This is a genomic window from Crossiella sp. SN42, from assembly GCF_023897065.1.
Lineage (GTDB): Bacteria > Actinomycetota > Actinomycetes > Mycobacteriales > Pseudonocardiaceae > Crossiella.
The window spans coordinates 150,814-170,388 of sequence record NZ_JAMHIV010000016.1 but is presented as its reverse complement, the minus strand read 5'-3'; the positions used below and the strand labels follow the sequence as shown (position 1 = coordinate 170,388).

Sequence of the window (19,575 nt, the reverse complement as noted above, 5' to 3'; positions counted from 1 at the left end):
TCGCATTAACGTCCGGTCATGGCGAAGCTAGCACCGCCCGTTCGCCCGCGTGAAGTCACCTGACCGGGGGACTTGTTCTTTGTCTTACGACAAGTTTTGCAAGGTGCATGACCACACGATTTGGGGGTTTACGCAGCGCGCTGTGACTGGCAATCGGCATTTTGTGCGAACACTCGGCCCAGTCCGGACACGGTTGCCGCAGACCCGCGAATGCGACCAGTGCACAGAACGAGTTTCCCCTTACGCCAAACGAGCTTTCGTGATCTATGTCGCAGAGAGCGTTGCAAATCGTGTGTTATCGCAAGTGGACACATCCCATGATCCGCTACCCCCGGCTTTTCACTTGTGCGCGCAATCAGTGCCCAAAAGGGCAAAATCTGGCCTGTGCGCATTCGTGCGCGACCCCCGGCGGGGGCCCGCCGTGGCACCCGCGCGTGCCCGGCCGGTCACCGGCCGCGGCCATGAGCGGAACGCGCCGGGGGTCAGTTCACCCGCCCGACCACCCGGCGTGATTCGATGCCACGGTGTCCCTCCGTCCGCCCGCGCTGGTTCGCCGGACGGCCGAGCCGGTTCCGCCGCCCAGGTGGGACGACGCGGCCCGTGCGGTGCTCGCGCACACCGGCGGGTTCCTGCGGGTGCTGGGCGGGCCGGGGACGGGCAAGACCACGCTGCTGGCCGAGGTGGCCGCGGACCGGATCCGGCGGGGGGCCGATCCGGAGCGGGTGCTGGTGCTGGCCGCGAGCCGGAAGTCCGCGATCACCCTGCGGGCCCGGATCACCGCCCGGCTGACCGCGGACCAGCCGGAGGGGCTGCGCACCATCCGGGAGCCGCTGGTGCGCACCGTGCACTCCTACGCCTTCGCGGTGCTGCGGTTGCAGGCCGCCAGGGACGGGTTGCCGCCGCCGCGGCTGTTGTCCGGGCCGGAGCAGGACGCGGTGGTGCGGGAGCTGCTGGCCGGGGACATCGAGGCGGGCGCGCCGGACTGGCCGGAGCGGTTGCGGCCCGCGCTGGGGCTGCCGGGGTTCGCCGCGGAGCTGCGGGACCTGCTGCTGCGGGCCGCCGAGCGCGGGGTGGGGCCGGAGGAGCTGATCGAGCTCGGTGAGCGGCACGAGCGGCCGGAGTGGGTGGCGGCTGGCACCTTCGGGTTGCAGTACGAGCAGGTGACGCTGTTGCGCGGGGTGGTCGGCTCGGCCGGTCCGCAGGCCGCCGCGCCCGCGCTGGACGCGGCCGAGCTGGTCGGCTCCGCGCTGCTGGCCCTGCAGACCGATCCAGAGCTGCTGGCCGCCGAGCAGGCCCGGGTGCGGCACCTGCTGGTGGACGACGGGCAGCACCTGGACCCGTTGCAGTACACGCTGGTGCGCCGGCTGGGCGACGCGGCGCAGGAGTGCGTGCTGGCCGGGGACCCGGACCAGGCGGTGTTCACCTTCCGCGGCGCGGACCCCCGGCGGCTGCTGGCCGAGGTGCCCGGCGAGCGCGGCACCGTGGTGCTCGCCCACGACCACCGGATGGCGCCCGCGGTGCGCGCCGCGGTGAGCAGGCTGGCCGGTCGGCTGCCCGGCGCGGGCCCGCAGCGCGAGCTGCGCGGGCGGACCGATGGCGATCCGGGGTCGGTGCAGGTGAAGGTGCTGGCCTCGGCGGCGCAGGAGGCGACCTGGATCGCCGACCAGCTGCGGCGGGCGCACCTGCTGGCGGAGGTGCCCTACTCGGCGATGGCGGTGCTGGTGCGCAGCACCGGGAACACGCTGCCGGTGCTGCGCAGGGCGCTGCTGGCCGCCGGGGTGCCGGTGGCGGTGCCCGGGGACGAGCTGCCGCTGCCCCAGCAGAACGCGGTGTGGCCGTTCCTGACCGTGCTGCGCTGCGCGGCCGACCCCGCGCTGCTCGACCCCGACCTGGCCGCCGCGCTGCTCACCGGGCCCTTCGGCGGCGGCGACCCGCTGGCGCTGCGCAAGCTCCGCCGCGGCCTGCGCCGGCTGGAGCTGGCCGCCGGTGGCGACCGGGCCAGCGGGGAGCTGCTGGTCGAGGCGCTCAACGTGGACGAGAAGCTGGTCGCGCTGGACGAGGCCGCCGAGCCCGCGCGCCGGGTGGCCATGCTGCTGCGGATCGCCCGGCAGGCGGTGGCCGCCGGGGAAGGCGTGGAGCAGGTGCTCTGGCAGGTCTGGCAGGCCAGTGGGCTGGAGCAGCGCTGGCTGGCGCTGGCCGGGCGGCACGGACCCGTTGGCGCGCAGGCGGACCGGGACCTGGACTCGGTGGTCGAGCTGTTCGACGCGGCCGCCCGCTACGCCGACCGGCTGCCCGGCTCCGGGGTGGCCGGGTTCGCCGACTACCTTGCCTCGCAACAGATCTCCGGTGACACGCTGGCCCCGGCCGCGCCGCAGGGCGAGGCGGTGGCGCTGCTCACCGCGCACGCCGCGGTCGGCCGGGAGTGGACGGTGGTCGCGGTGCCGGGGGTGCAGGAGGGGATCTGGCCGGACCTGCGGCTGCGCGGCTCGCTGCTCGGGGTGGAGCGGCTGGTCGACCTGCTCTCCGGGGTGCGCGCCGAGGACAAGGTCTCCGCGGTGGCCCCGATCCTGGCCGAGGAACGGCGGTTGTTGCTGGTCGCGGCCAGCCGGGCCCGGCAGTCGCTGATCGTCAGCGCGGTGCGCGGCGAGGACGACACCCCGTCCCGTTTCCTGGACGAGCTCGACGGCGCGGACTTCGAGGGCAGCGAGGAGGCCGACGCGGTCCGCCCGGTGTTCCAGCCCAGCCGCGGCCTGATCCTGGCCGACCTGGTCGGCGATCTGCGCCGCGCGGTCTGCGATCCGCGGGCCGAGGCCGACCAGCGGCAGCGCGCGGCCACCCAGCTGGCCAGGCTGGCCGCGGCCGGGGTGCCCGGCGCGCACCCGGACTCCTGGTACGGCCTGGGCGAGACCAGCACCGAACGTCCACTGTGGACAGATGTGGACGCGGTCGGCATCTCACCGTCCACTGTGGACATCCTCTCCCGCTGCCCGCTGCGCTGGATGGTGGAGCGGCACGGCGGCCAGGACCCGGCCGAGCTGGCCTCCATCACCGGTTCTCTGGTGCACGCTCTGGTGCAGGCCGCCGCCTCCGGGGCCGATCCGGAGGCCCTGCAACGCACCCTGGACGAGGCGTGGGCCGCGGTGGACGCGGGCGCGCCCTGGTTCTCCCGCAAGGAAAGGGCCAGGGTCGAGCAGATGGTCGACTCCTTCCGGGCCTGGCTGGTGCGCAGCCGGGCCGAGCTGACCCAGGTCGCGGTCGAGCACGAGATCACCGTGGAGCTGCCGCCGAAGGAGGAGGGCGGGCCGTGGCTGCGGGTCAAGGGCCGGGTGGACCGGCTGGACGCCGACGGCGAGGGCCGCCCGGTGGTGGTCGACATCAAGACCGCGCGCACCGCGGTCAGCAAGAAGGAGGCCGAGGAGCACCCGCAGCTGGCCGTCTACCAGCTGGCCGCCGCGCTCGGCGCGTTCTCCTCCCTCGGCCTGCGGGACGAACCCGGCGGCGCGCGGCTGCTCTACGTGGCCAAGCCGGACAAGAAGTCCGGCGCGGCCGAGCGCAACCAGCCGCCGCTGGACGGGGAGAAGGTCAAGGTCTGGCTGGACGCGGTCTACGCCGCCGGGCAGGCCTGCATCGGACCCACCTTCACCGCCACCGAGAACACCGACTGCTCCCGCTGCCCGGCCAAGACCTGTTGTCCCACACAGGATTCCGGCAGGCAGGTGAGCGAGTGACCGAACTCGCCACCCCGCACGAGGTGGCGGCGGCACTCGGCCTGCACCCGCCCACCCCGGAACAGGCCGAGGTGATCGCCGCGCCCGCCGAGCCCGCGCTGGTCATCGCGGGCGCGGGCGCGGGCAAGACCGAGACCATGGCGGCCAGGGTGGTGTGGCTGGTGGCCAACGGCCTGGTCACCCCGGAACGCGTGCTGGGCCTGACCTTCACCCGCAAGGCCGCCCGCCAGCTCGCCGACCGGGTGCGCGCCCGGCTGCGCAGGCTGGCCGGCTCCGGCCTGCTGGACCGGCTCGACCCCAGCGGCGACCGCAGGGCCGCGGTCACCGCCGCCGAGCCGACCGTGCTGACCTACCACGCCTACGCGGGCAGGCTGGTCGGCGAGCACGGGCTGCGGCTGCCGGTCGAGCCGGGAGCCCGGCTGCTCACCGAGACCGCGGCCTGGCAGCTCGCGCACCGGGTGGTGGCCGGGTGGACCGAGGACATCGACACCGACAAGGTGCCGGCCACGGTCACCCAGTACCTGCTGTCCCTGGCCGGTGAGCTGGGCGAGCACCTGGTCACCCCGGACCAGCTGCGGGCGCACGCCGCGGAGTTCTGCTGCCTGATCGAGGACGCGCCGAGGGCGCCCCGGCAGCGCGAGGGCCTGCCGGTGGCCCTGCAGGAGATCGTTGCCGCGCAACGGCTCCGGGTCGCGCTGCTGCCGCTGGTGGAGGCCTACGCCAAGCGCAAGCGGCGGGAGGCGGCGATGGACTTCGCCGACCAGATGTCGCTGGCGGCCACCCTGGCCGAGTCCGACCCGGACGTGGTGGCGCTGGAGCGGGAGCGCTACGGCGCGGTGCTGCTGGATGAGTACCAGGACACCGGCCACGCCCAGCGGGTGCTGCTGCGCGGGTTGTTCGGCGGGTCCGGGCGGCCGGTGCTGCCGGTCACCGCGGTGGGCGACCCGGTGCAGGCGATCTACGGCTGGCGCGGCGCGAGCGCGGCCAACCTGCCCCGCTTCGCCACCGACTTCCCGGCCCGCGACCCGCGCGGGAAGTGGGTCCCGGCAACGACTTACGGCCTGCTCACCAGCTTCCGGAACCCGCCGGAGGTGCTGCGGCTGGCCAACCAGGTCTCCGCCGAGCTGCGTTCCGGCGTGGCCGAGCTGCGGGCCAGGGACGGCGCGGGCGTCGGCGACGTGCGGATCGCGCTGCTGCCGGACATCCGGGCCGAGCTGGACTGGGTGGCCGACACCGTGGCCGCCCGCTGGGAGTCCACAGTGGACGCCACCGGCGCGCCGCCCACGGCCGCGGTGCTGGTGCGCAGGCGGGCCGACATGGCCGGGATCGCCGCCGCGCTGCGCGAACGCGGCCTGCCGGTGGAGGTGGTCGGCCTCGGTGGCCTGCTGGACGAGCCCGAGGTCCGCGACCTGGTCAGCGCGCTGCGCATGCTCACCGATCCGCTGGCGGGCACCGCGGCCATGCGCCTGCTCACCGGCGCCCGCTGGCGGCTGGGCGTGGCGGACCTGGCCGCGCTGTGGCGCCGGGCCCGGCACCTGGCCACCCCGGAGAGCAAACGCGGCGGCCCGGACCCGCTGGACGCGCTGGCCGACGCGCTGCCCGGCGAGCACGCCGAACAGGCCGGGCTGGTGGACGCGCTGGACGATCCCGGCCCGCCGGAGGACTACAGCCCCGAGGGCTACCGCCGGATCCGCAGGCTCGGCGGCGAGCTGGCCGCGCTGCGCCGCCGCGGCGACCAGCCGCTCGGCGAGCTGGTCGCCGACGTGGAACGCACCCTGCTGCTGGACATCGAGTCGCTGTCCCGGCTCTCCGGCGTGGGCCGCGCGCACCTGGACGCCTTCGCCGACGTGGTCTCCGAGTTCGCCCGCAGCAGCGCCAACCCCACCCTCAACGGCCTGCTGGACTACCTGGCCACCGCCGAACGCGCCGAGGACGGCCTGGAACCCGGCGAGGTCGAGGTCTCGCCCGACCGGGTGCAGATCCTCACCGCGCACGCGGCCAAGGGCCTGGAGTGGCAGGTGGTCGCGGTGCCGCACCTGGTCAAGGACGTCTTCCCGGGCCGCCGCAAGTCCGCCTCCTGGCTGCGGGTGCCGCACCAGCTGCCCGCGGTGCTGCGCGGCGACGCCCAGGACCTGCCCGGGTTGAACCTGGCCTCCTGCGAGAACCGCAAGGAGATCGAGGAAGCCCTGGCCGTGCACTCCGAGGAGTTCGAGGAACGACGGCTGGCCGAGGAGCGCAGGCTGCTCTACGTGGCGCTGACCCGCTCCGAGGAGACCCTGCTGGTCTCCGGCCACTGGTGGGGCGAGACGGGGGAGAAGCCGCGCGGCCCCTCGGAGTTCCTGACCGAGATCCACGAGGTGGTCACCGCGGGCGAGCGAGTCGGCATCGTGCACCACTGGGCCGCGCGCCCCGAGGAGGACGAGGACAACCCGCTGGCGGCCCAGGGAAACAGCCTCACCTGGCCGGTGGACCCGTTGGCGCGCAGGCGCTCCGCGGTCACCGAGGGCGCGAACCTGGTCCGCCAAGCACTGTCCACTGTGGACGAATACCGGCCGCCGGTCGAGGAACCGGCCGACGAGGAACCGCTCGCCACCCCGTCGGACGAGGAGTACCTGCCCCCGGACGACGACTACCTCCCGCCGGAGGAGGACGAGTACCTGCCGGAGGACCCCTACTTCGACGAGCCGGAACCGCCGGAACCCGCCCCGGAGGCCACCGCCGAACCAGAGCCCGAGCCCGAACCGGCCCCCGAACCCGTTCCCACCAACGAGTTCGACCCTGAGGGCTGGGCCCGCGACGTCGACGTCCTGCTCGCCGAACGCGCCGCCGCCGCGAGCCGCCGCGAACAGGTCCTGCTGCCCGAGCAGCTCTCGGTCAGCCAGCTGGTTGAGCTGGCCAAGGACCCGGACGCGCTGGCCCGCCGCCTGCGCCGCCCGCTGCCGTTCCCGCCGAACCCGTTGGCGCGCCGGGGAACCGCCTTCCACGCCTGGCTGGAGAACCGCTTCCAGGCCAGCCGGCTGCTCGAGTTCGACGAGCTGCCCGGCGCGGCCGACGCCGACCTGCCGACCGAGGAGAACGTGGACGTCCTGCAGCGCGCCTTCCTGGCCAGCGCCTGGGCCGAGCGCACGCCGCACGACGTGGAGGTCCCGTTCGAGACCGAGGTGGACGGGATCACCGTGCGCGGCCGGATGGACGCGGTCTTCGCCGACCCGGACGGCGGCTGGACCGTGGTCGACTGGAAGACCGGCGCGGTCCCCGACGACGACCACCTGCCCGCGCTCTCGGTCCAGCTGGCCGCCTACCGCCTGGCCTGGGCCGCGCTCTCCGGCGCGGAGCTGGACACCGTGCGCGCCGCCTTCCACTACGTGCGCGCCGACGTCACGCTGCGCCCGGCCGACCTGCTCGACGCCGAGGGCCTGCGCGAGCTGGTCCGCTCGATCCCGATGCGCTAGGCACGGCCTAGAGCCGTTCCACGGTGGTCTGGTAGTTCAGCCACTTCATCAGCGCGAGCCGCCCGAACGAGCCGCACAGCTCCGACTCGTTCTTGCCCGGCTTGTGCTCCGGCCCGTTCATCCCGTAGCAGTTCATCTTCCGCACCTGCCCCACCGACTTGGCCACCCAGGCGGCCGCCTCGTTCGCCTTGGTCAGGTCGCGGTCCTTGACCGACTGGCCCAGCGCCTCCCGCACCTTGGCCACGGTCTGCTCGACCGCGGTCAGGTGCTCACCGCACACCGGGTCGGTGGCCGCGACGCCCTGGCGGCAGGCCGTGGTCGCCATGTCCGCCGTGGAACCGCGGGCCTGCGCGCGCAGCAGGTCCTTCGGGGTGATCTCCCTGGTCGGCGTGGCAGGCGCGGTCGAGGAGGGCGGCGCGGCCGGTTCGGCGGCGCAACCGGCGAGGGTGAGTGCGATCCCGAGGACCACCGGCGCGGTGCGGAGCATGGCGGCACGGTAAGTCCGGTGCGCCGGGAGGGCTCCCGGGCTCAGTTGCGGGTGCGCACCGTCTGCGTGGTCAGCTTCAGCGCCTGCTCGTAGAGCACTTCCTGCAGCCAGCGACCGAACAGCGAGGGACCGAACTCCCGCGAGCGGTCCTCCGGCGCGATCAGCACGTCGGCGCCGTCGGTGTCCGCGGTGACCACGCCGATGCCGTAGTAGTCCAGCTCGATCAGCGGCCAGGCGTCCGCGGGCTGCGGCGCGGGCAGCACCACCGCGCACGGGGCCAGCGTCATCAGGGTGCCGCAGGAGTTCAGCGCGGACTCCACCGAGGACTCGATCACCAGCACGCCCAGCAGTTCCACCGCGGGCACCGGGATCTGGTCGTGGAAGTCCGGCTCGAACCAGGAGCGGAACCAGGACGGGTCCGGCTCCGGCGGCCAGCCGTGCTCGGTGCGCCACTGGTGCACGTGGTCCAGGACGCGGACCACCGCGGACACCTGCTGGCCCAGCACGGCGACATCGGGGATGACCACGCCGTGCCAGCCGAGCGCCGAAGCGGCGTGTTGGAGTGGCGGCACCCCGGCATCCTAGGCCGATCGGTCGTTGATCGGTGCGGCGGCCGCCTGGGTGAGCACCGTTTTCGTCCATTCCGCGCAATGGGCTGCCCTGGATGGAGGGATTTTTCTTATCTCTCCGTCAACTTGTGACCAGCCAACCATTCGGTGGCGCATGGTTCGCTCCCCTGCGTTTTAGGAGACCCATGCGTACACAAATTCTCGGAGGCCTGTTAGCCGTCACCGTGTCGGCCATCGGCCTGCTCACCGCCCCGGTCGCCGCGGCCACCGCCGTCCCGTCCACCGAACAGCGCACCCCTGAGCACGTTCGACTGGCCGGGTTCGACATCCCGGGACAGCACAGGAGCGGGGTCAAGATCAGTCACGCCACCGCGACCGCCCGGCTGCGCGCGGCCGGCATCACCTGGTCCTCCAGCGGCAACTGCTCGAACCGGCTCGACCCCAGCTGCACCTCCTTCGAGCAGATCTACTCCGGCACCATCGACCAGGTCATCACGCTCAAGCGGGCCAGCGGCTGCGCCGTGCACCTCACCGGCGGCACCGAGACCGGGCACGGCAGCGGCACCTACTCGCACTGGAACGGCTACAAGGTCGACATCCGCCGCGCGGACTGCGTGGAGGGCTACATCCGGCGCAGCTTCACCCAGCGCAGGCCCACCTTCGGCGTGGAGCAGTGGGTGTCAGCGGCCGGGAACATCTACACCCGTGAGGCCAACCCGCCGCACTGGGACGTCCTCTACTACTGACCGGCGTCGCGGCGCACCCGCAGTGCCCACAGCACCAGCGGGACCTGGAGCGGCAGCCTGCCGAAGGCGACCAGCTTCTGCTTGAGCGGCTTGTGCCGCCAGTCCCAGGCCATCTTGACGTTGGCCGGGAACACCGCGACGAACAGCGCGGCGGCGGCCAGCGCGCCCAGCCTGCGGGTCTTCGGCACGGCCACCGCCGCGCCCACCGCCAGCTCGGCGACCCCGGACAGATAGGTCCAGGTCCGGGGTCCGCCGGGCAGGGCCTCGGGCACCAGCTGGTCGAAGGGCTTCGGGTGCACGAAGTGCAGCACACCCATCCCGCTGAGGAACCCGGCGAGCACAACCGCGGCCTTGGCACGCTTCATGCCGGCGAGCATAGGTCGTGTCGGCGGCGGCCGCCCGCGCCGATGCCCTAGCCTGCTTCGCCGTGACCGACGACCACCATCCGGGCGCGGGTGCCGCCGAAGCACAGGCGGTCAAGGCCCTGGCCGAGACCTTCCTGGCGGACCTGCGTGACTGGACGACCATCCCCGCGATCAGCGCCGACCCGGCGCACCGCACCGATGTGACCCGTTCCGCCGACGCGCTGGCCCTGCGCCTGGACCGCGACGGCTGGCCGCGGATCCGCCGCTGGGACCTGCGCGGCGTGCCCTCGGTGTACGCCGAGTGGCCGGCCGAGCCCGGCGCGCCGACCCTGCTGCTCTACACCCACCACGACGTGCCCGCCCCCTCGGCGCTGGCCGACTGGCGGTTCCCGCCGTTCGAGCCGACCGTGCGCGAGGGCCAGCTGCACGGCCTCGGCGTGCGATCCGGCCGCGGCCGGATCGCCGCGCTGCGCCTGGGCGTGCGCGCCCACCTGGCCGCCACCGGCCGCCGGCGGCCCGCGCTGGGCCTGCGGCTGCTCGCCGACGGCGCCGGCCTGCCCTCGGCGGCCAGCCTGTACGAGCTGCTCGGGGAGTACCCGGCGGAGCTGGCCGCGGATCACGTGCTGTGCTGTGCCGCCGAACCGGTGCGCGCGCAGGCCGCCCCGCTGCTGAGCACCGCGCTGGGCGCACGGGCGCTGCCCGCCCTGCCACCGCTGACCGCGCGGCCGGGTCCGGGCGCGGACGAGCGGGTTGACCTGGCCTCGCTGCACGGGCACGCGGAGGCACTCGCCACACTGGTGCGCACCGCCGGCGCCCGCGCGTCCGGCCTGACCGATCGGGGGAGTGCCGCATGATCCGGCGTCGGTGGTCGGTGAGCCAGCTGACCGACCGTCCTGACCACGACCTGGTGGGGGTCATCAGAATCCCCGAGGGTGGCCGCGGTCCGGTGCGCTCGATCATCACCAGGGTGATCGGCGCGTCCATCGCGCTGGCCATTACGGTGATCATCGTGTACCTGGACCGCCACGGCTACCGGGACGTGGACGACAATGGGCTGACCCTGCTCGACTCCATCTACTACGCCACGGTGTCGCTGTCCACCACCGGCTACGGCGACATCACCCCGGTCTCGGACTCGGCCCGGTTGACCAACATCCTGGTGATCACCCCACTCCGGGTGCTCTTCCTGATCGTGCTGGTCGGTACCACCCTCGAAGTGCTCACCGAACGTTCCCGCCAGGCTTTCAAGATCCAGAAGTGGAGGGCCAACGTGCGTGACCACGTGGTCGTCATCGGCTACGGCACGAAGGGCCGCTCGTCGGTCAGCGCGCTGCTCGGCGACGGGGTGGACCCCAGCCAGATCGTGGTGGTGGACACCGAGCACGAGTCCCTGGAAGCCGCCACCCAGCAGAAGCTGGTCACCGTGCACGGCTCCGGCACCCGCTCCGACGTGCTGCGCATCGCGGGCGTGCCGCAGGCCAAGGCCGTGGTGGTGGCCACCAACCGGGACGACACCGCGGTGCTGGTCACCCTGACCGCCCGCGAGCTCGCCCCCAAGGCCCAGATCGTCGCCTCGGTCCGCGAAGCGGAGAACGTGCACCTGCTCCGCCAGTCCGGCGCCGACTCGGTGGTGGTCTCCAGCGAGACGGCTGGCCGCCTGCTCGGCATGGCCACCACCACCCCGTCCATCGTGGAGATGTTCGAGGACCTGCTCACCCCGGACGCCGGCCTGGCCATCGCCGAACGCGACGTGGAGCCCAACGAGGTCGGCGGCTCGCCCCGGCACATCTCCGACATCGTGCTCGGCGTGGTCCGTGCCGGTCAGCTGTACCGGGTGGACGCCCCGGAGGCGGACGCGATCGAGACCGGGGACCGGCTGCTGTACGTCAAGAAGGTCACCCCGGCCAGCCCGGAGTGAGCCGCGCGGGTCAGTCGCCGGGCGGGCGGATCGGCAGCAGCAGCCGGAACAGCGCTCCCGGCTGACCCGGCGGCGGCTGCACGCACTCCAGGTTGCCGCCATGCGCCCGCGCGATGCCCTGCGCGATCGCCAGCCCAAGCCCCGCGCCGCCCGAGCCCCGGTCCCGCGCCGAGTCCAGCCGCACCAGCCGGTCGAAGATCCGCTCCCGGTCCGCGGGCGGCACCCCCGGCCCGGCGTCGGCGACCTCCGCGTAGGCCCACGGCCCGTGCTGCCCGACCTGCACCGTGACCACGCCGCCGCGCTCGGAGTAGCGGCGGGCGTTGCCGAGCAGGTTGGCCAGCACCTGGGCCAGCCGGTCGGCGTCCCCGGAGACCACCGCCGGCGTGCCCGCGACCACCACCTGCACGTGGTTGGCCAGCAACCGGATCCGCTCGGCCTCCGAGCGGGCCAGCGCCAGCAGGTCCACCGGCTCCCAGCGCAGCTCCAGGCCCTCGTCGATCCGGGCGATGGAGAGCAGGTCCTCCACCAGCCTGCCGGCCCGCCTGGCCTCCCGCGCCATCAGCACGTTGAGCCGCTCCCGCTCCTCGAAGCTGGTCTCCGGGCTGCTCTGCACCACCGCCTCGGCCGCGGCCTGCACCCCGGCCAGCGGGGTGCGCAGCTCGTGCGCGGCGTCGGCCAGGAACCGGCGCACCCGTTCCTCGGACTCCCGCGCCTGCCGTTCCGCGCCTTCCAGGGCGTCCAGCATCTCGTCGAAGGCGGCGGCGGAGCGACCCATGTCGGTGTTCCGCTTGGTCGGCGCCAGCCTGCCGCCGCGGTGCCCACCGGCGATGGAGCGGGCCAGGCTGGTCATCCGGTCCAGCGGGCGCAGCGACAGCCGGATCACCAGCGCCTGCACCAGGGCCGCGATGACCAGGGTGCCCACGCCGAGCAGGCTCAGCAGCTGGCGCAGCCTGCGCTGGGCCGCGCTGGTCTCGGTGCGGTCGGCGACCAGGATGAGCTTGCGCTTGCCGGGCAGCTGCCGCTCCACCCGCACCGGGTCGACCAGCTCGCCGAGGTTGGGGCCGTGGAACTCCTGGCCGTTGGGCAGCACCACGGTGCCGCGGATGCCGTTGCCGGTGGCCTTGACCGCCAGGTACTGGTTGTCCCTCGGGTAGTCCCGCGCCGCGCTGACCACCAGGTCCCCGCGCGCCTGCATCCGGTCCTTGAGCTCGCGCGTCGACTGCACGCCGAAGCGCCAGTCCACCAGCACGATCAGCGCGATGACCGCCAGCGCGAACACGCCGAAGGAGGCCCAGGACACCCGCAGCCGCAGCGAGCCGGTGCGCAGCGGTCGCGGCTCGGCGCCGGTCACGGCTCGTTCGCGCGCAGCACGTAGCCCAGGCCGCGCACGGTGTGCAGCAGTCGCGGCCCGTGCGCCTCCAGCTTGCGGCGCAGCGCGCTCACGTGCACCTCGACCAGGTTCGCGTCGTAGTCCTCATAGCCCCACACCGCGGTGAGGATCTGCGTCTTGCTCACCACCCGCCCGCGCTGGGCGGCCAGGTAGGACAGCAGCCGCAGCTCGGTCGCGGTCAGCTCGATGTTCGCCCCGCCCCTGGAGACGATGCCGCCGTCGGCGTCGATCACCAGGTCGGCGATCTGGGTGGTGGAGGGCACCCGGTTGAGCCGCCGCAGCACCGCGCCCACCCGCGCGATCAGCTCGGCCAGCTCGAACGGCTTGACCACGTAGTCGTCCGCGCCGCCGCGCAGCCCGCGCACCCGGTCGTGCACGCCGTCCCGCGCGGTCAGCAGCACCACCGCCGAGTCGCACCGGCTGCGCACCACCTCCAGCAGCGCGAACCCGTCCCGGCCCGGCAGCATCACGTCCAGGATGACCAGGTCCGGCCGGAAGGACTCCAGGTCCGCCTCCAGGGTGCGGCCGTCCGGTCTGGCCTCGGCGGCGTACCCGGCGGCGGACAGCGCGGAGGCCACCGCGACCCGGATGGCCTCGGCGTCCTCGACGAGCAGAACTCGTGCAGCGGTGCTCACCGGTCCCATTGTGGTCCCACCAGGCTGAAGCATGGCTGAAGGTGCCTGCCCCGAACCGGGTGTTTCAGCTCGGGTTCAGCTTCGGCGAGGAGCGTCGGCTGACGGATCGCGCACCAGCCGTCAAGTGCGCACAGCCGTCGTGGAGGAACCGTGAACGAGGAGCCGTTGATCGTGCCCGTCCCGCAGGAGCAGGCCGCCGAGACCGCGCCACCCCGCCGCAGGGGGCTCAAGGCGCTCGGCGTGGTCGCGGTGGTCGGCGTGGCGGGCGCGGCGATCGGGGCCGTGCTGCTCGGCGGTCTCACCGGCCAGGCCCAGCCCGCGGGCGAGGTCCGGCTGGCCGCCGAGCCGGTCGCGGCCGAGGCCGCCGCGCACCCGGCCAAGGGGCCCAAGGACAAGCGCCGCCAGCAGGCCGACACCACCGTGCTGCTCGGCACGGTGAAGTCGGTGGAGACCAGCAAGCTCACCGTCACCAGGGACGGCGGCGGCGAGGTGACCGTGGAGGCGGACGCGCGCACCAGGGTGCACGGCAACGGGGTGGCCGAGCTGACCGGCCTCAAGCCGGGCCACCGGGTCGCGGTCCGGGTGACCAAGGACAACAAGGCGTTGCGGGTGACCGTGCCGAAGGCGCACCTCACCGGCACCGTGACCAAGCTGGACGGCGACCGCGCCACCATCCTGGCCCGCTCCGGGCTGGCCCAGGCGGTCGACCTCTCCGGCATCCAGGACAAGCCCAAGGTGGGCGACGTGGTCGCGGTGCGCGGGGACGCGGTGGAGAGCGGCGCGGTGCTCAAGGCCGAGCGCCTGCGCCAGGTCCCGGCCAAGCGGTAGCGCCGGTTGACCGGTACGGGGAGCCTTCTGCCACCATCGGCAGGGTGGCTCCCCGACCCGCTCCCGTGCGCTGGGGACTGATCCTGCTCGCGGTCGGGCTGGTCGGTCTCGGCACCGCGCTGGTCGTCTGGCTGCGCCCGCTGCTCGGTGACACCCCGCCGCAGGCGCGGACCCGCGAGGTCAGCGCGGTCGTGGTCACCTCATCGCCGTGCTCAGGCCAGGCCGCGCAGGACGTGGTCGAGCTGGAGGTCGACGGCCAGAAGCGCCAGGCCAAGCTGGACGGCTGCGGCCACCGCCAGGGCGAGACCCTGCGGGTCGCCCTGCCCGTGCCGGTGGCCGCCGGCGAGCTGGTGGTGCTGCCGGCCGGGGCGACACCGACCGGCAGTGGGCTCGCGGGCAGGCTCAGCTCGGTGCTGCTCGCCCTGGCCTGCGTCGCGGGCGCGCTCTACGGCTTCCTGCTCCGCGTCCGGCTGCCGATGCCCCGCCGTTCGTAGGTCCGTATAGGGAACCTCGTTCATAGGGAACCCGCACGTCCCGTTTCCCGTCTCACTTTCCGCACCGTCGCAACAGCGGAGAGGGGCAGCCTCATGGGGACGTTGCCGTGACCGCGGGAACGCGCCGCGCCGAACTCAGACTCGACCCGCGCCAGTTCGCCCTGACCTGGCAACGGCTGGACCTGGGCGCGCCACCACCCGCACTGGCCGGCCCACCCGGCCCGGCCCGGCAGGGACCGCCCGCGCCGCCGGAGGACGACCTGGTCCCCGCGCTGCGCCTGCTGGCGGGCGCCCAGCGCGAGGTGACCGTGCAGGTCTCCCGGCAGCCCGAGGTGTGGGCGGTCGCGGTGGCCTCCGGCGACGCCGGCCTGCTGGCCATCCGCAGCGACCACCTCATCCGCCTGCGCCCAGCCTTCGGCACCGCCCTGCCCCGCCTGATCGTCTCGGTCGCCCCCGCCCTGCGCGGCGGCCCCGGCCGCTCGGTCAGCGTGCCCAGCGCCGTCTTCGACGAGGCCTGTGGCCGCGCCTACACCGGAACCGAGGACCTGACCGCCGCCCTGCGCGCCCGCCGGGTCCGGTCCGCTGACGCGGAAGCCTTGGGGCACATGCTCAGCGGGATCATCGGCGGTGGGCAGTTCGCCGCGGCCATGCGTGACCGGGCCGGTCGCCGGCACCTGGCGGCGCACACGGTGAGCTTCCTGGACACCGAGCGGGGGCGGTACCTGCTGGAGCAGCGCGGGACCTATGACGGGTCGTCGTGGACGACGGTCGCGCCCGGGAACCCGGCCAGGGTGACGGCGCAGGTGCAACGGATGCTGGCGGACCTGGCACGGACGCTGGGGTGGGACTGAACTACACGAAAGTTTTAGTTTCACGCGCACTCGGTGCGCAAAACTAAAACTTACTCTGAGTATGAGGTACGGTGACCGGGTGTCAGACGAGCGAGGCCCGCGTGACCGGCTCTGGCAGGTAGCCGCCCGCCAGCGCGGTTACTTCACCGCGGCGGACGCCCTCGCGGCCGGCTACTCCTATCAAGCACAGCGGTTCCACCGGCAGCGCGGAAACTGGCTGCGGGTCGACCGGGCGGTCTACCGCTTCCGCGAGTACCTGGACCTGCCCAGTGAGGACACCGACCAGTTCGTCCGCTGGTCGATCTGGAGCCGGGACCGCGCCGTCGTCTCGCACACCAGCGCGCTCGCGGTGCACGACCTCGGCATCGCGAACCCCGCGGAGATCCACCTGACCGTGCCACCCGGCTTCCGGCAGCAGAACAGCGCGGTGGTGCTGCACCGGGCCCGGCTGACCGATGAGGACGTGCAGCGGCACTCGGGTTTCCAGGTCACCACCCCGCTGCGGGCCGTCCTCGAGACGGCCGCGGCGGGAATGGACCAGGACATCGTCGACTCCGCCGCCGGTGAGCTCCTCGCCAGGGGAATGGTGAGCCGACGGCGACTCCTGCACGCGGCCCAGGAGATGGGCGCGCGGACCGAGCTGGCCGTGGAACGGGCCCTGCGCGCGGAGGCGGAGTGATGCAGTACCGGAGCGCGCCCGATCTGCGCCAAGCGCTGGAGACCCGGCTCAAACAGCAGGCCGAGCGGGAAAGCACCGACCTCGGCAGACTCCGCCGCCGGGTCGTGTTCGACCGGGTGGCGGCCCGCCTCGCCGCGGACGACGGAGCGCAGTGGATCCTCAAGGGTGGTGCGGTACTGGAGTTCCGGCTCCGGGACCGCGCCAGAGCGACGAAGGATCTTGACCTCGCGGTCGCCGACGGCGCGGCGGATGGCCTGGCGGTGCGGGAGCTGCTGGTCGAGGCGCTCGAGGAAGACCCGGATGGTGACTGGTTCTCCTGCCGCATCCAGGCGCCGGTGCCGCTGGCCGCGGATGCCGCGGGTCGTGGCGCCTGGCGGTTCTCGGTCGAGGCCTGGCTCGCGGGCAAGGTGTTCGCCGCGATCCGGCTCGACGTCGCGGCCAGAGGAGAAGAACTGGCCGCCACCGAGCAACTGCGGCTTCCGGGCCTGCTGGGGTTCGCCGACGTTCCGGCCCGGTCCATCGAGGCCGTGGAACCGCGCCAGCACTTCGCGGAGAAGCTGCACGCGCTGACCCGGGACTACGGTGGTCGCCCCAACACCAGGGTCAAGGACCTGGTCGACCTGGTTCTCCTGATCGAGAACGGGCTGCCGGCCGACCGCGCTCTGGTCGAGGTGGTGCGGCACGTGTTCACCGTGCGCGACACGCACCCGTGCCCGGTCGCCATTCCCGATCCGCCGCCGCGGTGGAGCAGCGACTACCCCGTGCTGGCGGAGCGGCTCACCGAAACCGCGGCCGACCTCGCCGGAGCACTGGCACTGGTGCGCGGTTTCTGGGCCACCGCGCTCGACGACCCGGCAGGCGCCGTGCGCTGATCCCGCGGTGGCGCCGGGAACGGCACCACCGCGGAGTGGTCAGCTCACGATGTCGGACTTGGCGTCCCAGGTGTTGCAGTCGCGGCTGTTGTTGAACTTGGCGCCGTGGTTGGCCCAGGCCTTGTTGTTGCCGGGGGAGCCGTGGTCGCGGGGGCGCTTGTTGTTCGGCCAGTCGCCGCGCTGGCCGAGGTCGGCGATGGCCGCGTTGGCCAGGTTGCGGTTGACCGAGGCGCGGCCGGAGGCGGCGGCCAGGAACATGCCGGCGAAGCAGCTGGCCTGGAGCTCCTTGCGGCGGGACAGCTCAAGGCCGGTGGCCGAGGTCTGGCCCGCGTCGTACATCAGGTCCCATGCCGCGCCCAGGATGCCGCTCATCGACTGCACGTGGTGGCCGTACTCGTGCGCCATCACGCCCAGGCTCGGACCGGCCTGCACGTTCTGGCCGTCGTTGCGCTCCACCCTGGCGTTCATGTAGATCGTGTGGTTGCGCCCGCAGTAGAACGCGCCGCTGGAGTAGCCGCCGGAGCTGCACGGGCTGTTGTCCTTGCCCACCACGACTTCCAGGCCCGGCGGGTCGTCCGGCAGGTTCGCCGCGCGCATCACCGGCGCCCAGGCCTCGTGCATGCACTTCACCGCCGCGCCGTAGAAGGCGCGCAGCGCGTCCGGGTTGGACTTGAACGCGGGCAGGTTGCAGTTCGCCGGCGCGACCGGCTTGCCCGCCAGGTGCAGCGGGTTGTCCTTGAGCTTGGGCACCGGGCGGGGCTGCGGCGGGGCGCTGCTGGTGGAGGTGCTGGCGCGGGTGGTGGTGAACCGGCCCGAGGTGCTGCCGGTGGTGGTGGTCGTGGTGGTCGTGCTGCTGCGGCCGGTGGTCCGGGCCAGGCCGGTGTAGCTCGGGAAGGTGTAGCCGGGCTCGGCGACCGAGGTCCGCCGGGTGCTGCCGATCGCGATCGCGACCAGGCCGACACCCAGCACCAGCGCGCCCACCAGCACCAGCGCGACCACCGGGCCGGAGGACTTCCGGCGCGGCGGCGGGAAGCCGATCGGCCAGGCCTGCTGCGGCGGCAGCCACGGCGGGGGCGGCCCACCAGGGCCACCGGGACCGCCGGGACGCGGCGCGCTGTGCGGGGCGGCCATCGGCGGCGGCATCACCGCGCGCGGCGGCGGCGCGAACCCGCCACCGGGCATCCCGCCCATCGGCGGACCCATCGGCGGGCCAGTCGGACCAGGCGGGCGCGGACCACCGGGCGGCGGACCGGGCGGCCTGCCCTGCGGACCGGTCGGCATCGGCGGGCGGTGCTGCGGGCCCGAGGACATCGGCGGCGGTTGCACCGCACCGGGCGGCGGCATCCGGCGAGTGCCCTGCGGGGCGACCGGGGCGGGGCGCGGCGGCGGTGCGACCGGCGCGGGCGGTGGCCAGCCGGCGCGCGGACCGGGCTGCGGTCCGGGTCCCGGTGGCGGCCACGAGCCGGGGGGAGGCGGCGTGGTCATGCTCGGTGCTCAGCTCATTTCACGTCTGCGGGCTTGGCCGCCCAGGTGTTGCAGTCCTTCGCGTTGCCGGACGCGTAACCCCGCTTGGCCCAGGCTCCCTGGTTCTTGCCGGTGCCGTGACTGGACTGGCTGTCGGGGGAGTCGTCAGCCTGCCGGAAGTCGTTGACCGCCTTGTCGGCCAGCGCCTTGGTCACGGTGCCGCGGCCGACCGTAGCGGCAAGGAACATGCCCGCGAAGCAGTTTGCCTGCATTTCCAGGCGGCGGGACAGCTCCGCTGACCCCGGGGTCCCCTCGCCGGCCTCTTCCTGCTTCTGCCCGGCCGCGGCGAGCATCCCGCTCAGCGACTGCACGTGGTGGCCGTACTCGTGCGCCAGCGTGGCCAGGTGCCCGCCGGGCGAGCTGGTGCCGTAGACCCGCAGCAGCCGCTTGGTCGGCATGTAGATCATCGAGTTCCGCGAGCAGTACATCGCCACGAACTGCTCGTCCTTGTCCGCCTTGCCGCAGGCGGTCTCGGTGATGTCGGCCGAGGTGTCCAGCTCGACCTTGTGCGTGGGCAGGTTCGCCGATTCCAGCAGCGGGGTCCAGGCCCGTTCCAGGCAGTCGATGCCGGCCAGGTAGTACGTGCGCAGCTGGTCGGTGGCCCGGCCGATCTTGGGCAGGTCGCACTGGGCGAAGGCGAGCTTGCCGCCGTCGACCATCAGCGGGTGGTCCTCCAGCTTGCGGGTCGGCCGCGGCCGCAGCGGGGCGGGCGAGGGCTGGGTGGAGCCGGGGGCCGCGGTGGTGCCGGGACTGTTCGGCGAGGACTGCGCCGAGTTGTCCGGCTCGGCCGCGTTGTTCGCGGTGACCTTCGCGTAGACCACCACCGACCCGACCAGCACGACCAGCACCAGCAGGATGGTCAGCGGTGAGTTCTTGCGGCGCCGCGGCGGCTTCGGCGGCTCCGGATCGAGGTAGCCGGAGTAGTCGGCGTAGGCCGGGTACGGGTCGTGGTACGCGGGGTGGCCCGAGCCCGCGCTCCCGCCGTGCTCCGGCGGCTGACCCGGCCCTGAAGGCGCCGTCATCGCGTGCTCACCCCT

Annotated in this window: 17 protein-coding genes; 10 read left to right on the top strand and 7 right to left on the bottom strand. The window is 73.7% G+C overall.

The genetic code is table 11. The features are described from left to right. The first annotated feature begins 524 nt into the window (after positions 1–524). Together M8C13_RS20550 and M8C13_RS20545 are read left to right on the top strand one after the other, a co-directional pair. Positions 525–3,728 (top strand): ATP-dependent DNA helicase, encoded by a 3,204-nt coding sequence (locus tag M8C13_RS20550; protein WP_252482261.1) that lies wholly within the window; start codon positions 525–527, stop codon positions 3,726–3,728. Beyond that, entirely contained in the window at positions 3,725–7,180 is a 3,456-nt protein-coding gene (locus tag M8C13_RS20545; RefSeq protein ID WP_252482260.1) for an ATP-dependent DNA helicase, read from the top strand. Before M8C13_RS20550 ends, M8C13_RS20545 begins: the two co-directional genes overlap by 4 nt. 7 nt (positions 7,181–7,187) lie before the next feature. Here the strand turns inward: M8C13_RS20545 and M8C13_RS20540 are convergent, their stop codons facing one another. Beyond that, positions 7,188–7,667, bottom strand: a complete 480-nt coding sequence (locus tag M8C13_RS20540; RefSeq protein ID WP_252482259.1) for a hypothetical protein — start codon at positions 7,665–7,667, stop codon at positions 7,188–7,190. Between the two features lie 41 nt (positions 7,668–7,708). Further along, entirely contained in the window at positions 7,709–8,239 is a 531-nt protein-coding gene (locus M8C13_RS20535; protein ID WP_252482258.1) for a hypothetical protein, read from the bottom strand. Positions 8,240–8,421: 182 nt separating this feature from the next. Between M8C13_RS20535 and M8C13_RS20530 the strand changes: the two genes are divergently transcribed. Next, complete coding sequence (locus M8C13_RS20530; protein WP_252482257.1) at positions 8,422–8,982, top strand: hypothetical protein; 561 nt, start codon at positions 8,422–8,424, stop codon at positions 8,980–8,982. Here the strand turns inward: M8C13_RS20530 and M8C13_RS20525 are convergent. After that, positions 8,976–9,347, bottom strand: coding sequence for a hypothetical protein (locus tag M8C13_RS20525; protein WP_374213107.1), 372 nt, complete (start codon positions 9,345–9,347; stop codon positions 8,976–8,978). The two genes, M8C13_RS20530 and M8C13_RS20525, sit on opposite strands and share 7 nt — an antisense overlap. 62 nt (positions 9,348–9,409) lie before the next feature. Here M8C13_RS20525 and M8C13_RS20520 point away from each other — a divergent pair, with 62 nt between their 5' ends. Further along, on the top strand, positions 9,410–10,201 hold the full coding sequence (locus tag M8C13_RS20520; protein WP_252482255.1) for a hypothetical protein: 792 nt from the start codon (positions 9,410–9,412) through the stop codon (positions 10,199–10,201). Beyond that, the gene (locus M8C13_RS20515) at positions 10,198–11,265 is read left to right on the top strand and encodes a TrkA family potassium uptake protein (RefSeq protein WP_252482254.1); all 1,068 of its coding nucleotides are present in this window, start codon (positions 10,198–10,200) and stop codon (positions 11,263–11,265) included. Before M8C13_RS20520 ends, M8C13_RS20515 begins: the two co-directional genes overlap by 4 nt. A gap of 10 nt (positions 11,266–11,275) precedes the next feature. On the opposite strand, the gene M8C13_RS20510 is transcribed toward M8C13_RS20515, so the two are convergent. Both M8C13_RS20510 and M8C13_RS20505 read right to left on the bottom strand, forming a co-directional pair. Further along, on the bottom strand, positions 11,276–12,616 hold the full coding sequence (locus M8C13_RS20510; protein WP_252482253.1) for a cell wall metabolism sensor histidine kinase WalK: 1,341 nt from the start codon (positions 12,614–12,616) through the stop codon (positions 11,276–11,278). Further along, positions 12,613–13,299: a response regulator transcription factor gene (locus M8C13_RS20505; RefSeq protein ID WP_252482252.1), complete on the bottom strand. Its 687-nt coding sequence runs from the start codon at positions 13,297–13,299 to the stop codon at positions 12,613–12,615. Before M8C13_RS20505 ends, M8C13_RS20510 begins: the two co-directional genes overlap by 4 nt. Positions 13,300–13,440: 141 nt before the next feature. Between M8C13_RS20505 and M8C13_RS20500 the strand changes: the two genes are divergently transcribed. The 5 genes from M8C13_RS20500 to M8C13_RS20480 all read left to right on the top strand — a co-directional run bounded on the left by M8C13_RS20500 (position 13,441) and on the right by M8C13_RS20480 (position 17,014). Then, positions 13,441–14,118 (top strand): DUF5666 domain-containing protein, encoded by a 678-nt coding sequence (locus M8C13_RS20500; protein WP_252482251.1) that lies wholly within the window; start codon positions 13,441–13,443, stop codon positions 14,116–14,118. Between the two features lie 44 nt (positions 14,119–14,162). Beyond that, positions 14,163–14,612 (top strand): hypothetical protein, encoded by a 450-nt coding sequence (locus M8C13_RS20495; RefSeq protein ID WP_252482250.1) that lies wholly within the window; start codon positions 14,163–14,165, stop codon positions 14,610–14,612. Between the two features lie 107 nt (positions 14,613–14,719). Next, positions 14,720–15,463 carry an ESX secretion-associated protein EspG gene (locus M8C13_RS20490; RefSeq protein ID WP_252482249.1) on the top strand — a complete coding sequence of 248 codons (744 nt, stop codon included), beginning with the start codon at positions 14,720–14,722 and terminating at the stop codon, positions 15,461–15,463. 79 nt (positions 15,464–15,542) lie between these two features. Then, positions 15,543–16,142, top strand: coding sequence for a type IV toxin-antitoxin system AbiEi family antitoxin domain-containing protein (locus M8C13_RS20485; protein WP_252482248.1), 600 nt, complete (start codon positions 15,543–15,545; stop codon positions 16,140–16,142). Beyond that, complete coding sequence (locus M8C13_RS20480) at positions 16,142–17,014, top strand: nucleotidyl transferase AbiEii/AbiGii toxin family protein (RefSeq protein ID WP_252482247.1); 873 nt, start codon at positions 16,142–16,144, stop codon at positions 17,012–17,014. Before M8C13_RS20485 ends, M8C13_RS20480 begins: the two co-directional genes overlap by 1 nt. 39 nt (positions 17,015–17,053) lie before the next feature. Here the strand turns inward: M8C13_RS20480 and M8C13_RS44585 are convergent, their stop codons facing one another. After that, complete coding sequence (locus M8C13_RS44585) at positions 17,054–18,205, bottom strand: neutral zinc metallopeptidase (protein WP_305883977.1); 1,152 nt, start codon at positions 18,203–18,205, stop codon at positions 17,054–17,056. Positions 18,206–18,513: 308 nt separating this feature from the next. Beyond that, positions 18,514–19,560: a neutral zinc metallopeptidase gene (locus tag M8C13_RS20470; protein WP_252482246.1), complete on the bottom strand. Its 1,047-nt coding sequence runs from the start codon at positions 19,558–19,560 to the stop codon at positions 18,514–18,516. Positions 19,561–19,575: the final 15 nt, after the last annotated feature.